The 12,598-nt window shown below is 73.3% G+C and carries 12 protein-coding genes; 4 read left to right on the top strand and 8 right to left on the bottom strand.

The annotated features are described in order from the left end of the window. The first annotated feature begins 98 nt into the window (after positions 1–98). Both ACFY7H_RS19915 and ACFY7H_RS19910 read left to right on the top strand, forming a co-directional pair. Complete coding sequence (locus ACFY7H_RS19915) at positions 99–488, top strand: DUF6325 family protein (protein ID WP_388939679.1); 390 nt, start codon at positions 99–101, stop codon at positions 486–488. After that, the gene (locus ACFY7H_RS19910) at positions 488–937 is read left to right on the top strand and encodes a hypothetical protein (protein ID WP_388939677.1); all 450 of its coding nucleotides are present in this window, start codon (positions 488–490) and stop codon (positions 935–937) included. Before ACFY7H_RS19915 ends, ACFY7H_RS19910 begins: the two co-directional genes overlap by 1 nt. Before the next feature lie 451 nt (positions 938–1,388). Here ACFY7H_RS19910 and ACFY7H_RS19905 read toward each other — a convergent pair whose 3' ends face one another. Both ACFY7H_RS19905 and ACFY7H_RS19900 read right to left on the bottom strand, forming a co-directional pair. Further along, positions 1,389–1,643, bottom strand: a complete 255-nt coding sequence (locus tag ACFY7H_RS19905) for a hypothetical protein (protein ID WP_388939676.1) — start codon at positions 1,641–1,643, stop codon at positions 1,389–1,391. 229 nt (positions 1,644–1,872) lie between these two features. Beyond that, on the bottom strand, positions 1,873–3,123 hold the full coding sequence (locus ACFY7H_RS19900) for a helix-turn-helix domain-containing protein (protein WP_388939675.1): 1,251 nt from the start codon (positions 3,121–3,123) through the stop codon (positions 1,873–1,875). A gap of 662 nt (positions 3,124–3,785) precedes the next feature. Between ACFY7H_RS19900 and ACFY7H_RS19895 the strand changes: the two genes are divergently transcribed. Next, complete coding sequence (locus tag ACFY7H_RS19895) at positions 3,786–5,021, top strand: NlpC/P60 family protein (protein WP_388939673.1); 1,236 nt, start codon at positions 3,786–3,788, stop codon at positions 5,019–5,021. On the opposite strand, the gene ACFY7H_RS19890 is transcribed toward ACFY7H_RS19895, so the two are convergent. The 5 genes from ACFY7H_RS19890 to ACFY7H_RS19870 all read right to left on the bottom strand — a co-directional run bounded on the left by ACFY7H_RS19890 (position 4,955) and on the right by ACFY7H_RS19870 (position 10,933). Beyond that, positions 4,955–6,232 carry a styrene monooxygenase/indole monooxygenase family protein gene (locus tag ACFY7H_RS19890; protein ID WP_388939671.1) on the bottom strand — a complete coding sequence of 426 codons (1,278 nt, stop codon included), beginning with the start codon at positions 6,230–6,232 and terminating at the stop codon, positions 4,955–4,957. The two genes, ACFY7H_RS19895 and ACFY7H_RS19890, sit on opposite strands and share 67 nt — an antisense overlap. Before the next feature lie 76 nt (positions 6,233–6,308). Next, a complete protein-coding gene (locus ACFY7H_RS19885) occupies positions 6,309–6,962 on the bottom strand; it encodes an ATP/GTP-binding protein (RefSeq protein WP_388939670.1) in 654 nt (217 codons plus the stop codon). Next, entirely contained in the window at positions 6,943–7,326 is a 384-nt protein-coding gene (locus ACFY7H_RS19880; protein WP_388939669.1) for a DUF742 domain-containing protein, read from the bottom strand. Before ACFY7H_RS19880 ends, ACFY7H_RS19885 begins: the two co-directional genes overlap by 20 nt. Further along, entirely contained in the window at positions 7,323–7,799 is a 477-nt protein-coding gene (locus ACFY7H_RS19875; RefSeq protein WP_388939667.1) for a roadblock/LC7 domain-containing protein, read from the bottom strand. The genes ACFY7H_RS19880 and ACFY7H_RS19875 overlap by 4 nt, the downstream gene beginning before the upstream one ends. Continuing rightward, complete coding sequence (locus ACFY7H_RS19870; protein WP_388939665.1) at positions 7,796–10,933, bottom strand: nitrate- and nitrite sensing domain-containing protein; 3,138 nt, start codon at positions 10,931–10,933, stop codon at positions 7,796–7,798. The genes ACFY7H_RS19875 and ACFY7H_RS19870 overlap by 4 nt, the downstream gene beginning before the upstream one ends. Positions 10,934–11,312: 379 nt before the next feature. On the opposite strand from ACFY7H_RS19870, the gene ACFY7H_RS19865 reads away from it, so the two are divergent. Further along, positions 11,313–12,086 carry a protein phosphatase 2C domain-containing protein gene (locus ACFY7H_RS19865; protein ID WP_388939663.1) on the top strand — a complete coding sequence of 258 codons (774 nt, stop codon included), beginning with the start codon at positions 11,313–11,315 and terminating at the stop codon, positions 12,084–12,086. Between the two features lie 14 nt (positions 12,087–12,100). Here the strand turns inward: ACFY7H_RS19865 and ACFY7H_RS19860 are convergent, their stop codons facing one another. Beyond that, entirely contained in the window at positions 12,101–12,541 is a 441-nt protein-coding gene (locus ACFY7H_RS19860) for a MarR family winged helix-turn-helix transcriptional regulator (protein WP_388939661.1), read from the bottom strand. Between the last annotated feature and the right edge of the window lie 57 nt (positions 12,542–12,598).

The raw sequence follows: 12,598 nt of genomic DNA, 5'->3' as shown, positions 1-12,598 counted from the left end.
ACGTAGCAAGGTCGCGGCTGGTATGTCCGCTTATGTCATAGGGTGCCGAAGAGTCGTCAGAAACGGTCAGCAGCGACAGGAGTGAGGAGCCCCGGCGCATGGGACCTGTGGAATTCATCGTCCTCGCCTTCCCCGAGGAACAACTGCGGGTCCCGGCGGTCGAGGCCGTGATGGGCCTGCGGAAGACAGGGGTGGTCCGCCTGATCGACGGGCTCGTCGCGACGAAGACGGCGTCGGGGGAGGTCCTGGCGGCGGAGTTCGACGAGTTCGTGGAGCTGCGGGGCATCCTGGCCGGCCGTGACGTGGCCCGGCTGATCGGCCCGGAGGACGTGCAGGAGGCGGCGGAGCTCCTGGACCGGGGCAGCTGCGCGTTGCTGCTGGTGGTCGAGCACGTCTGGGCCCAGGACGCGGCGATCGCCGTACGGGCCGCGGGCGGGCGGATCGTCGGCTCGGTCCGCGTCCCGGCGGAGCGGGTGGGGGTGGCGTGATGTTCATCCGGCCGGTGGGCGTGACGGTGAAGGCGGCGGTCCGCCCGGCGGGCCGCCCGCTCCTGCGCGGACTGCTGCGGCGGGCGGCGGGCGCGGCGGAGTGGGCCCAGGCGGAGGACACCGGTGAGGCGGTGGTGGAGGGGTTCGGGGACGAGTACGGGGAGGAGGGCGAGTTCGGGGAGGGGGACGGGTACGGGGAGGGGGACGGGTACGGGGAGGAGGCGCCGGGTCCGGGACCGGTCGCCGAGGCGGAGGAGCAGCCGGGCCCGGCGGAAGCGCCCGAGGCTGGCGGGGCGGGGGCGGGGGGTGGTCCACCGCCGGCCGGCGGCCTGGTGGCGGAGCTGACGCAGCTGGCCGACCTGACCCGGGAGGGCCTCCTGACGCGGGACGAGTTCACCAGGGCGAAGGCCCTCCTGCTGGGAAGCGGGAGCACGGGGACGGAGCCCTAGCGGGGCGGCGCCGGGGAGGGTTTGGGGGTTTCCCGTCAGTCCCATCGTCCTTCCGGTTCGTGCCGGTCCCTCAAGGGCGCTCACTTCGTTCGCGTCGCTTCGCGATGGCCTTCGGCCACCCTTGACCGACCGACCCGCCCCGGAAAGACAAGGACTGACGGGAAGCCCCCAAAAGAACGGTCACGGGGCAGGAGAAGGGGAGTGGCTCCCTCAGCGACGAGACGAGGGGCCGGGCCCTGGCCTTGTCCCGCACTCGGGCCCGCCAGGCATGGAAATGCGGGCCGGGGGCCACTACCCACACCACATGACGATCAGGGCCCCATCCGGGAGCGGTGGGCGCGTCGAATCGCTACGCGCTCCTCTCTGCATAGCGTCCGGCGGCCGTCTGGGCCTGATGCCTGCACGAAATGACGATCAGGACCCCATCCGGGACCGTGGACGCGTCAGATCGCTACGCGCTCCTCGGGTCTCGGCGACCGGCGGCCGTCTTGGGCTGGTCATAAGCGGGCTGGACGTTGGTCACGGCGGTGGTGAATTCGCGTCCCGAGGCGCCACGGATGTAGGCGAGCTCCATCCAGCGCTCGATACCGGTGTTCGAGACGTTCTCGTTGATCACCGCCATCAGGACGCCCTCCGTACCCGAAGCGATGTCGCGCACGCGCTGACGGAGGAGCCGGTGGGGGACGTATTCGTAGCACTCACTCATCGCGCGCCCCCGCGAAGGTGCCGAGGAAGCGCTCCCAGCCGGCCAACGCCCGGTCGAGGAGATCCGTACTGGGTTCCGCCATGACCTCCATCCTTACAAGGGTGTCCGAGGCTTCGTCGCGGGCACAGCTGCACAGGTTCACGGGCCACTCCTACCGTCGTCAGGGTGTTGAGCTACGACGTTAAGGAGGGGTGCCGGAGAGAAGGGGCCCGGTTCGGGCCCCTTCCTCCTACGCGGCCGGCAGACCGATCTCCACCGCCAGGCGACTGGCTCGCTGCCGTCGTTCGGGCAGCCGCGAGGTTGTCTCCTCCAGCACGATGGCCCGTGCGTAGCCGTTGTACCGGGTCGTGTCCGGAGCCACTGCGTGGGCCTGTTCCAGCGTCGCGAGGGCCACGTCCGGCTGTCCGTCCAGTTGGTAGGCGCGTGCCTGCTCGATGCGATGGCGGGCCCGGCGTGGCAATGACGGGATGACCCTCGTCTCCGCACCGGCGGCCTGCCGTACGGCCTCACCGCCGGTGCGGAGTTCCACCGCCACGGTGACGCCGTGCGCGCCCATCACCGGGCGGCCGAAGCTCGTCACCCGGTGGAAGTAGCCTTGGGGAAGCCCCTTGGCCACGCGGTCCGCTCGCTCCCACCACCCCCAGGCGGCCCCAGTCTCGCGGCGCTTCGCTGCGGTCAGGCCGGCCTCCGCCCTCAGCGCGCCGACCATCGCCCGGACCTCCACGGCCGCATCCGCCAGACCGGGCTCCAGCAGTCGCAGTGCCTGCTGGACCACGTCGTCCGCCTCGTCGTACTGGCCGGAATCGCGGTGCGCCTGCACGGACAGCCAGGCAGCGACACCGACGGCGTGCGGGTCCTCGGATTCCTGCGCGGCGCTCATACCGCGATCGGCGACCCGCCAGAGCAGCGAGGGGTCCGGCTGGTACGCGACGAAGAACTGGGCGAGGAAATACGTCTCCGCCTTGAGGCGCAGCGCACCCCGGCGCTCGGCAGCGGTCTCCGCCTGCCGCACCGCAAGCAGCGTGTCCCGGATCAGCCCTGGCAGCAGGGCACCGATGACCGCCCGGTGGTTCGACGCCTTGTGCCGTGCGGCCCAGGCAGCGTCCAGAGCCGCCCGCAGGAACGCCTGGGAGGGGGCCCGTCGGTCCCCACCGGCCGGGAAGGCGGTGAGCGCCGCGCGGACAGCAGGCAACTGGTCGTGCCCGGGTCCGACGAACAAATCGGCGTTCTGCGCCGTACCGATGTCACCCACCAGGTCATTGAGCCGGCGGACACGCAGGGCTTGGCCGATGGCGAGGATTTCCGGCAGTCTCGGCATTCTCATGGCACCCGTCTCGACTTTCTTGACCCACGACGGATGATGGCCGAGGAGCCCGGCCAGCTGCTCACGGGTCATACCTCGGCGAGTGCGGTAGATCTGGACACGTTGCCCGAATGCGACGGGGTTGTCGTACGGGTCGGGGGGTGCATCGGAAGACACGGCCTTGTCCCTTCTCTGTGCAGCTCGACACCGAACAGCCTATGGGCCAGGCCCATTTGCGGCGCTCAAAACCATCAGCCCCGAACGGCCGTGGGACGCCATGCCGTGAGGAGTGCGTAGCGATCTGATGCGCCCACCGCTCCCGGATGGGGCTGTGGTCGTCATTTGGTGCGGGTATCAGCCCCGGACGGCCGTCGGACGCCAAGCCAGGAGGAGCGCGTAGCGATCTGATGCGCGGGGGTGGACGGCCGGGGGCCTTCGGGGCCCGGATTTGGGAGCGGGCCGGCGCCCTGCCCCTCGTCTCGTCACTGAGGGACCCGCTCCCCTTCTCCTGCCCCGTGACCGTTCTTTTGGGGGCTTCCCGGCAGTCCTTGTCTTTCCGGGGCGGGACGGTCGGTCAAGGGTGGCCGAAGGCCATCGCGTAGCGACGCGAACGAAGTGAGCGCCCTTGAGGGACCGGCACGAACCGGAAGGACGATGGGACTGACGGGAAACCCCCAAACCAGCCCTGACACCGCCCCGCCGAAACCCCGCCCCCCGCACCCCCGCCCCGCCACCCCCGCCCCGCCACCCCCCAACCGGGTGACGGCCCTCGACCCGCCAGCCGTGCTCGGGGGAGGGGGCGGGTTCGCGTGGCAGCATCGGGCGGCGGAGGTGATTACATGACAAAACGACTACTGCGGATCGTCTGTCTCGCCGCCGTCTTCGTCACCGCTGGCCCCCCGCCCGCCGTCCACGCCGAGCCCGCACCGCGCCCCGAACCCGCCGTCGCCGAAGGCCCCCTCCCCGAAGCCCGCACCGCGCCCGCCGCCGCGCCCGCTCGCGGGGTCGGGGAGCTGCTCGTCCGGTTGCAGGGCCTCTACCAGAAGGCCGAGGAGGCCAGCGAGGCCTACAACGCCGCCGAAGCGGCGCTCAAGGCCCGCCGGGCGGAGGAGGAACGCCTCGCCACCGAACTCGGCAGGGCCCGCTCCGCCCTCGACTCCGAGCGGGCCACCGCCGGGCGGCTCGCCCGGGAGCAGTACCAGGGGGCCCACGGCGGCGCCCTCTCCCCGTACTTGCGGTTGCTGCTCTCCGGGGATCCCCAGCAGGCCGTCGACCAGCGACGGCTCGCCGCCCGCGAGGGTGCCCGGCGGGCGGCGGTCGTGGCGCGGCTGGAACGGGACCGCAAGCAGGCGGGAACGCTCGCCGGGGCGGCCCGCAAGGCCCTCGACGACCAGCGCGCCCTCGCCGCGCAGCAGAAGCGGGCCCAGCAGGAGGTCACGGGCCGGCTCAAGGAGGTGGAGCGGCTGCTGGCGGCGCTCACCCCCGAGGAGCTGGCCCGGCTCGGGGCGCGCGAGGCGGCCGTGACGGCCGGGGCGCAGCGCACGCTGGTGGACTCGGGCCGGCTGCCCGCCCGTACGGGGACGCCGACCGCCGCCGGCGGGGCCGCCCTGCGGTACGCGGCGGCGCAGATCGGCAAGCCGTACGTGTGGGGCGCCGAGGGTCCGGCCTCCTTCGACTGCTCCGGGCTGACCTCGCGGGCCTGGGAGCACGCCGGGCGGTCCATCCCCCGGACCAGCCAGGAGCAGTGGGCGCGGCTGACCCGGGTGCCGCTGGACCGGCTGCGCCCGGGCGATCTGGTGGTCTACTTCCCGAAGGCCACCCACGTGGCCCTGTACATCGGGGACGGCAAGGTGATCCAGGCACCGCGCCCCGGGGCCACCGTGAAGGTGTCGCCGATCGCCGCGAACCCGCTGCTCGGGGCGGTCCGCCCGGACCCCGAGGGGACGCCGCTGAAGGAGTTCACCCCGCCGCCGCTCCCGGAGAACGCGACGGCGGGGGACGACACGGGCTACTCGTCGGAGGAAGAACCGGCGGCGGAAGAACCGGCGGCGGAAGCGGAGACCTCCGCCAGGTAGTCGGCCGTGTCCTCGGGGTCGTAGAAGTACGCGTCGAAGTCGGCCGGGTTGTCGAAGCCGTTGGCGAACCGGTCCGCCACCGGCTGGAGCTGCCCGGCCGCGCCGATCAGGTTCAGCACGTGCTCCGGGGGGACGCCCAGCATGGCGTTGGTCCACTGGGTCACCGGCTTGCCGGTGGTGAACCAGTACTTGTCGAAGGTCGCCTTCATCCACGCCTCGTCGAACGGCTTGTCGCCGTGCATGAGGATCGAGGAGAGGTACGAGGCCGCGCACTTGGCGGCCGAGTTCGACCCCTGGCCGGTGATCGGGTCGTTCGCCACGACCACGTCCGCGACGCCCAGGACCAGGCCGCCGCCGGGGAGGCGGCCGATGGGGTTGCGGACGACGGGCGCGTACCGGCCGGCGAGCGTGCCGCCCGCGTCCGTCAGCTCGACCTTCGTCGCCCGCGCGTACTCCCACGGCGTGAACTTTTCCATGAGCTCCAGTGTGAGCGACAGGTGCTCGGCGGGGTCGTTGACCCCCTTGAAGACGTCCAGGGGCCCGCCCGGCAGGCCCTCCCAGAACAGGATGTCGGCGCGCCCCGAGGTGGTCAGGGTCGGCATGACGAACAGCTCGCCGACGCCCGGGACCAGGTTGCAGCGCACGGCCTCCGTCTCCGGGTGCTCGCGGCGCGGCCCGAGGCCGTGGACGTACGCGACGGCCAGCGCGCGCTGCGGGGCGTCGTAGGGGGAGCGCGCGGCGTCCCGGCCGAACATGGACACGAGCTCGCCCTTGCCGGCGGCGACGAGGACGAGGTCGTACGTACGGGAGAAGAAGTCCAGGTCGGCGACGGACGCGCCGTGGATGACCAGCTGTCCGCCGCGCTGGGTGAAGGTGTCGAGCCAGCCGGCCATCTTCACCCGCTGGTCCACGGACTGCGCGTGTCCCTTGAGGCGGCCGAGCCAGTCGATGGCGCGGGAGCCGTCGGGGGCGGCGACGGAGACGCCCAGGCCCTGGATCTTCGGGGCCTGCCTCTCCCAGAAGTTCAGCTGGAGGTCCCGCTCGTGCTGGAGCGCCGTGTCGAACATGCACTGCGTGGACATGACCCGCCCGGTGCGGATCTCGTCGGCGGTGCGGTTGGACATGAGGGTGATCTCGTACCCCTTCGCCTGGAGGCCGAGGGCGAGCTGGAGACCGGACTGGCCGGCCCCGACGACGAGTATCTTGCGCATCTCACGTTCTCGATTCGGGGAAGGGTTTCTTCGGCACGTGCCGGGCCCGCGCGCGGCGTCCGCGCACCGCGCCCGCCTATGCGGGAGTGGCGTCCAGCGCGTGGCCCACCAGGGTCAGCAGGGACTCCACGACCGTGTCCCGGCGCCGCGCGTCCATGATCACGACGGGTACGTGCGGCGGGATGGTGAGCGCCTCCCGCACGTCCTCCACGTCGTAGGAGCGCGAGCCCTCGAAGTGGTTGACGGCGACCGCGTACGGCAGGCCGCAGGTCTCGAAGTAGTCCAGCGCGGGGAAGCAGTCGCGCAGCCGGCGGGTGTCGGCCAGCACCAGGCCGCCGATGGCGCCGCGCACGAGGTCGTCCCACATGAACCAGAACCGCTCCTGGCCGGGGGTTCCGTACACGTAGAGCACGAGGTCGTCGTCGAGGGTGATGCGCCCGAAGTCCATCGCGACGGTGGTGGTGTTCTTGTCCGGGGTCCCGGTCAGGTCGTCGGTGGGGACGCTGGCCTGGGTCATCACCGCTTCGGTGCGCAGCGGGGTGATCTCGGAGACGGAGGACACGAAGGTGGTCTTGCCGACGCCGAAGCCGCCGGCGACCAGCACCTTGACGGCGACGGGCGCGCGCGAGCGGTCGTACTGCCAGGGCTGGACGGGCTCGTCGTCCAGGAGGCCGGGCGTCCCGGGGGCGTCGGCGACGGGGGAGGCGAAGTCAGAGACGGCGGAGGCCACTGAGCACCCTTTCCAGCAGCGCGCGGTCGGGCCGGCCGGTGCCGTGGCCCGTGCCGTAGACGCGGATCCGGCCCTGGTCGGCGAGGTCGCCGACGAGGACCCGGACCACGCCGAGCGGCAGCTTCAGCAGTGCGGATATCTCGGCGATGGTGCGCATCCGGCGGCACACCTCGACTATGGCGCGCATCTCGGGCATGCGGTCGGGCGTCGTGGCCGGGCCGCCGTCGAGCGTGGCGACGAAGGTCTCCACCAGCAGCACCTGCGTGAAGCGGGTGCGGCCGCCCGTGAGGGAGTACGGGCGGACGCGGGCGGGGCGGCGGTCGGCGCCGCGTATCGGCAGCCGGTCGGAGGCCGTACTCCTCACGGGTTTCTCTCCATCGACTGGCGCAGCTCACTGCGGACTTCGGGGGTCAGGACGTGGCCGGCGCGGCCGACGAAGAGGGCCATGTGGTAGGCGACGACGCTCATGTCGCAGTCGGGAGTGGCGTGCACGCCGAGCAGGGAGCCGTCGCTGATGGACATGACGAAGACGGAGCCGTTCTCCATGGCGACCATCGTCTGCTTGACCGTGCCGAACTCCATGAGGGCGGCGGCGCCGGTGGTGAGGCTGCCGAGCCCGGACACGATGGTGGCCAGGTCGGCGGAGGCGCCGCGGGGGCCCTTGGGCCGGTCGCCGGGAGCGGGTTCCGCCGTCGGCTCGGAGGAGAGCAGCAGCAGCCCGTCCGAGGACACGACGGCCACGGAGTTGACGCCGGGCACCTCCTCGACCAGGTCGGTCAGCAGCCACTGCAGGTTGCGGGCCTGGGTGCTCAGTCCGTAGGTACTGGGCGCGGTCATGTGCGTGCCTCCTGTGCGCTGTCCCCCTGGTCGGTGTGCCCCTGCCCCCGGTCCTGCGGGGCCTGGCGGTCCTGGGCGAGTTCCGCCGCGACGACCCGGCGCCCGTCCTGGGCGCCCTGGTAGAACCCGCCGAGCCGGCGGCGCAGTTCCTCGGCGTCGACCCGGCGCGGCGCGGGGCGGGCCGCGGCGGGCCGTGCGGTGCCGGGGGCCGCCACGGAGCGGGGGGTCCGCTTGGGGAGGCCCTTGGCGGTGACGGTTTCGGTGGCGGGCTCGGCCATGGGCTCGGGGTGGCTGCCCTGGCGGGGGACGAAGCCGTCCTCCGCGTCGGCGGCCCGCCGGTGGCTGGACCGTTCGGCGTCGGACGCCGACTCGGTGTGTCCTTCGTCCTGTACGGGTGCACCGGGCGCGGTGTCCGCTCCCCCGGCGGCGTCCCCGTGCCCGGGGTCGGCCACCGCGAAGGCCTCGGCATCGGCTTCGGCCACGACCCGCGCGAGCAGTTCCTGCTCGGGACCCGCTCCGCCCGGCGCCTCGGCCGCGGGGGCCTCCTCGTCGAAGGCCTCGGCCAGGGTGACCACCTTGGCGGGCTCCGCGCCGGCGGCCTGTCCGGCGTCGGGGGCGGCGGCGGTGAAGACCTGGTCGGCCGGGGGAAGCCCGGCGTCCGGGGACGGCTGCGCCGCCGCGAGCCGGGCTTCGGCGAAGGCCCCGGCCCCGAAGGCCTCGGCCACCAGCGAACCGGCGTCGAAGGTGTCGGACTCGTAGGACTCGTGAGAGTCGTGCGTCTCGTGAGAGTCGTGCGTCTCGTGGGAGTCGTGGGTCTCGGAGGCTCCGGCCCCGGAGGCCTCGGTCCCTGACGGCTCCTGCCCGGCCGGGTCCTGGCCGGCTCCGGCCGCTTCGCCCGCTTCCGCCTCGAAGGCCTCGGCGAGCGTGACCACCTTGGCGGGCTCCGCGTCCACGGACACCGGCCCGGCCTGGGCCGTGGGCTCGCCGGCCGCGCCCTGCTCGGCCGCGGCCGTGCGCAGCCGCGGCGGCAGGGTGTTCTCGTTGGCCTCGGCGATCACGCCGGGCAGCTGGAACGCGGGGGCGCCCGGCGTGCCCAGGGTGTGTACCGGGGAGGCGGGCGGGGCGTCCGGCAGGAGGGCCGCCGGGACCACGACCAGGGCCTCCAGGCCGCCGTGCCGGCCGGCGCGCAGCTCGGCGGTGACGCCGTGGCGTGCCGCGAGCCGTCCTGCGACGTACAGGCCGAGTCCGAGGCCGTGTTCGGCCTCGGGTTCCTCGTCGTAGGCGTGGGGGGTGGCCAGGCGGGTGTTCAGGGAGGCGAGGCGGTCCTCGGTGACGCCGATGCCCTCGTCCACGACGGACAGGACCACGTCGCCGGCGTCGTTCAGCCGGCCGGACACCTTCACCTTGGCGTCGGGCGGGGAGAAGGTCGTGGCGTTTTCGAGGAGTTCCGCGAGGACGTGCGAGATGTCGTCGGCGGCGTGTCCGGCGATCTGGGTGTAGGAGGGCATGGCGGCGAGGTCGACGCGCTCGTAGCGCTCGATCTCGCTGACGGCGGCCCGCATGACGTCGACCAGGGGCACGGGCAGGCTCTGGCCGTGGCCGTGTTCCTGTCCGGCGAGGACCAGCAGGTTCTCGTTGTGGCGGCGCATGACCGTCGCCAGGTGGTCCAGCTTGAAGAGGGTGGCGAGCCGGTCCGGGTCGCCTTCCTTGGACTCCAGTTCCTCGATGACGGCGAGCTGGCGCTCGACGAGGCCGAGGGTGCGCAGGGAGAGCGAGACGGAGGTCGTCGACATGATGCGGCGGTGCTCTTCCAGCCCCGCGCGCAGCTGCTTGAGTTCCTGTTCCAGGGCGTCGCGGCCGCCGGCGAGGGCCTCGTTGCGGCCGATGAGGCGGCGGCGGTCGGCGTCGAGCCCGGCGACCCTGGTGTGCAGGGCGACCGTTTGTTCGCGGACCGCGTTGAGGTGGCGCACGACCTCGGCGAACTCGTCGTTGCGGCCGGTGAAGCGGACCGGCTCCTGCGAGCCCTCGGGGGTCGCGAGCCGTTCGGCGCCGCGGCGCAGCACGGAGAGCGGGCGGGTGAGGGAGCGGGCGACGGCGGTGGAGAAGCCGACGACGAAGAGGAAGAGGACGCCGAGTCCGGCGACCATCAGCTCCAGCCGGGTCACGTCGTCGTCGCGCAGGGTGGTGAAGGCCGTGGCCCGGTCGCCGGCGAGGGTGGACTCCACCGAGCGCATCCGGTCGATGCGGGCGGTGAGGGCGGCGGAGACGGCGCCCGTGTCGGTGGCCCTGCGGTCGGCCGGGGTCAGGGTGGGCCGGTCGGTGAGCCGCTTGAGGTGGTCCTCGGCGGCCTTGACCTCGGGGCCGGTGACGGTGGCGGCGAGGGTCTGGCGTACGCCGGGCCGGGCGGCGCGCGCGAAGTCGTCGAGGGCGGCCTGTTCGCGGACCCGGGAGCGCTGGGCGGCGCCGGCGAGTTCGTCGGCGACGGCGGAGTTCGGGACCTGCTCGGCGCGGGGGACGGACAGGGCGGCGAGCAGCAGTCCGCGGGTGGCGGAGGCCTGGTCGACGGCCTGGCCGAGGGGGGCCATGGGCCGGGTAACGGCCAGGGCGGCCTCGGCGCGGGGCGGGGTGAGTTCGGCGAGGCGGTCGCCGGGCGCGAGGAGTTCGGTGAGGAGTCCGGCGTAGGCCTGGTGCGCGGCGAGGGCGGTGCCCTTGCCGTCGACGGCTTCGGCGCGGACGGCCTTGACCTTGCCGAGGGCGCGGGCGAGTTCCGCGTCGGCCTCCGGCTTGAGTTCGGCGATCTGCCGGTCGGTGCGCGCGGTGCGTTCGTCGACGGCACCCTTGGCGTTGCCGGGCCGGCCCTTGGCCGCGTACTCGACGACGGCGTCGCGCTCGTCGCCGAGGAGGTGGGCGAGGGTGAGGGCGTGCCGGGTCTGTTCCGCCAGGGTGACCAGGCGCTGGGAGTCGTTCAGTTCCCTCGTGGCGGAAACGACGGCGGGGGTGCCTGCCGCGAGGACGGTGAGTCCGGCGACCGCTACCCCGACCACCAGCCTGCTGCGGACGCGTACGCGCCGTCCTGCCTTGGCGGGTCCGTCGGCGCTGGCGGTGCCGTTCTTCCGAGACCGCTTCTTCTGCACCGGTGCTCGCAATCCTGTACGTGTGCTCGTGCTCGTCTACTCGTGTGGCCGAGGTAACGGCCGGTCAACAAGTAAACGCCCCCTGCCCCCTCGTACCGCCTCAGACCTTCGCAGTGTGTTGGGAGGAGAGCCGCACATCGCCCACCCGGCCACTCGAAGGAGTGAACATCACGGAGGAGTGGCCGACCAACTCGGGCACCGTGTGTCAGGGGCCCGGCGTGGACGGGTGGTTGAAAGAACGCGGCGGGCTTTGGCAGTATGCGCGCCCACATGTCGCGGGGAGCGGGCGGGCGGGGCCGTCGGGCGGTCCGGCACCCCATCCCCGGCATTGGTACGGACCTGCCCCCCTCCGCCGGGCCCCGCCGGGCAGAATGCCCGCATGCGCATCGACCTGGCCTCCGAACCCGGCAACCCGGAACACCCCAATCAGGACTGGGTGTCGGCGTCGGCGCCCGCTTCGGGAGGGGGCGTCGTGATCGTCCTGGACGGGGTCACCCCGCCCCGCGGGGACGACGGATGCGTGCACGGAGTGCCCTGGTTCTCCACCCGGCTCGGCGGCCGATTGACCGAACTGTCCGGATCGCGGCGGGACATGCCCCTGGAGGCGGTCCTGGCCCGCGCCATCGCCGACACCGCCGACGCACACCGCGACACCTGTGACCTTTCTCACGTCCGGACTCCGCAGGCGACGGTGGTGATGGTCCGCTGGGACGAGGCGCACGTGGAGCACCTCGTGCTCTCGGACTCCGTGCTCCTGCTCCGCGGACCCGGCGGTGCGGTCACGCCGGTGCTCGACGACCGGCTGGACCGGGTACCGGGCGAGGTGCGCGGCTCGGTGGCGGCGACCGACGCGCTGCGCAACGCCGAGGGGGGCTTCTTCACGGCGGCCGCGGACCCGGCGGTGGCGGCCCGGGCCGTCACCGGGCGCACCCCGCGCGCGGAGGTGCGGGCGGTGGCGGCGCTGACGGACGGGGCGAGCCGCTGGACGGACACGTTCGGGGAGGGCGACTGGGCGGCCTGCCTGGACGTGCTGCGCAAGGAGGGCGCGCAGGGGCTGATCGGGCGGGTCCGGGCCGTGGAGTCGGATCCGCTGCGCCCGCCGGCCCGGTACAAGCGGCACGACGACGCCTCGGCGGTGTACGCGGAGCTGTGAGCCGCCCGGCCGGGCTACTCCTCTCCGGAGTTCAGCTGGTTGAGCAGTCGGGCCAGCTCCGCGACCTCGCCCCGGTCCCAGTCCGCCAGCTTGCGCATGTACCGCTCGCGCCGGGCCCCCCGTACCCGCAGGAACCGCTCCCGGCCCTCCGCGGTGAGGCCGACGAGGAAGGCGCGTCCGTCCGCGGGGTCCGGCTCACGGGCCACCAGCCCCAGCACCTCCAGGGCGCGCAGCTGGCGGCTCATGGTGGCCTTGCCGACCCCGAAGTAGGCGGCCAGCTCGGTGGCCCGCTGGCGGCCGGCCGCCTCCAGCCGCACCAGCAGCCCGTACGCGGCCGGTTCCAGCTCGGGGTGCAGGGCGCGGGCCATCTCGCCGGAGGAGGCCCGGGCACGCCTCAGGAAGACGGACAGCTCCCGCTCCAGGGCGAGGAACTCCTGGTCTTCGCTGCCGTGCACGTGCCGCTCCCATCGATGGCGGGGCGCACCGTGGCACCCCTGTTCGGGACCAGTATT

This window comes from Streptomyces sp. NPDC012794, from assembly GCF_042901085.1.
In the GTDB taxonomy this organism is placed as follows: Bacteria; Actinomycetota; Actinomycetes; order Streptomycetales; family Streptomycetaceae; genus Streptomyces.
The sequence above is the reverse complement of the archived record's forward strand: the minus strand, read 5'-3'. Positions and strand labels throughout refer to the sequence as shown.

Bases quoted from the DNA above. Each gene is read 5' to 3' on its own strand.
- ACFY7H_RS19915 (WP_388939679.1), top strand. From the start codon at position 99: ATGGGACCTGTGGAATTCATCGTCCTCGCCTTCCCCGAGGAACAACTG.
- ACFY7H_RS19910 (WP_388939677.1), top strand. From the start codon at position 488: ATGTTCATCCGGCCGGTGGGCGTGACGGTGAAGGCGGCGGTCCGCCCG.
- ACFY7H_RS19905 (WP_388939676.1), bottom strand. From the start codon at position 1,643: ATGAGTGAGTGCTACGAATACGTCCCCCACCGGCTCCTCCGTCAGCGC.
- ACFY7H_RS19895 (WP_388939673.1), top strand. From the start codon at position 3,786: ATGACAAAACGACTACTGCGGATCGTCTGTCTCGCCGCCGTCTTCGTC.
- ACFY7H_RS19890 (WP_388939671.1), bottom strand. From the start codon at position 6,232: ATGCGCAAGATACTCGTCGTCGGGGCCGGCCAGTCCGGTCTCCAGCTC.
- ACFY7H_RS19875 (WP_388939667.1), bottom strand. From the start codon at position 7,799: ATGACCGCGCCCAGTACCTACGGACTGAGCACCCAGGCCCGCAACCTG.
- ACFY7H_RS19865 (WP_388939663.1), top strand. From the start codon at position 11,313: ATGCGCATCGACCTGGCCTCCGAACCCGGCAACCCGGAACACCCCAAT.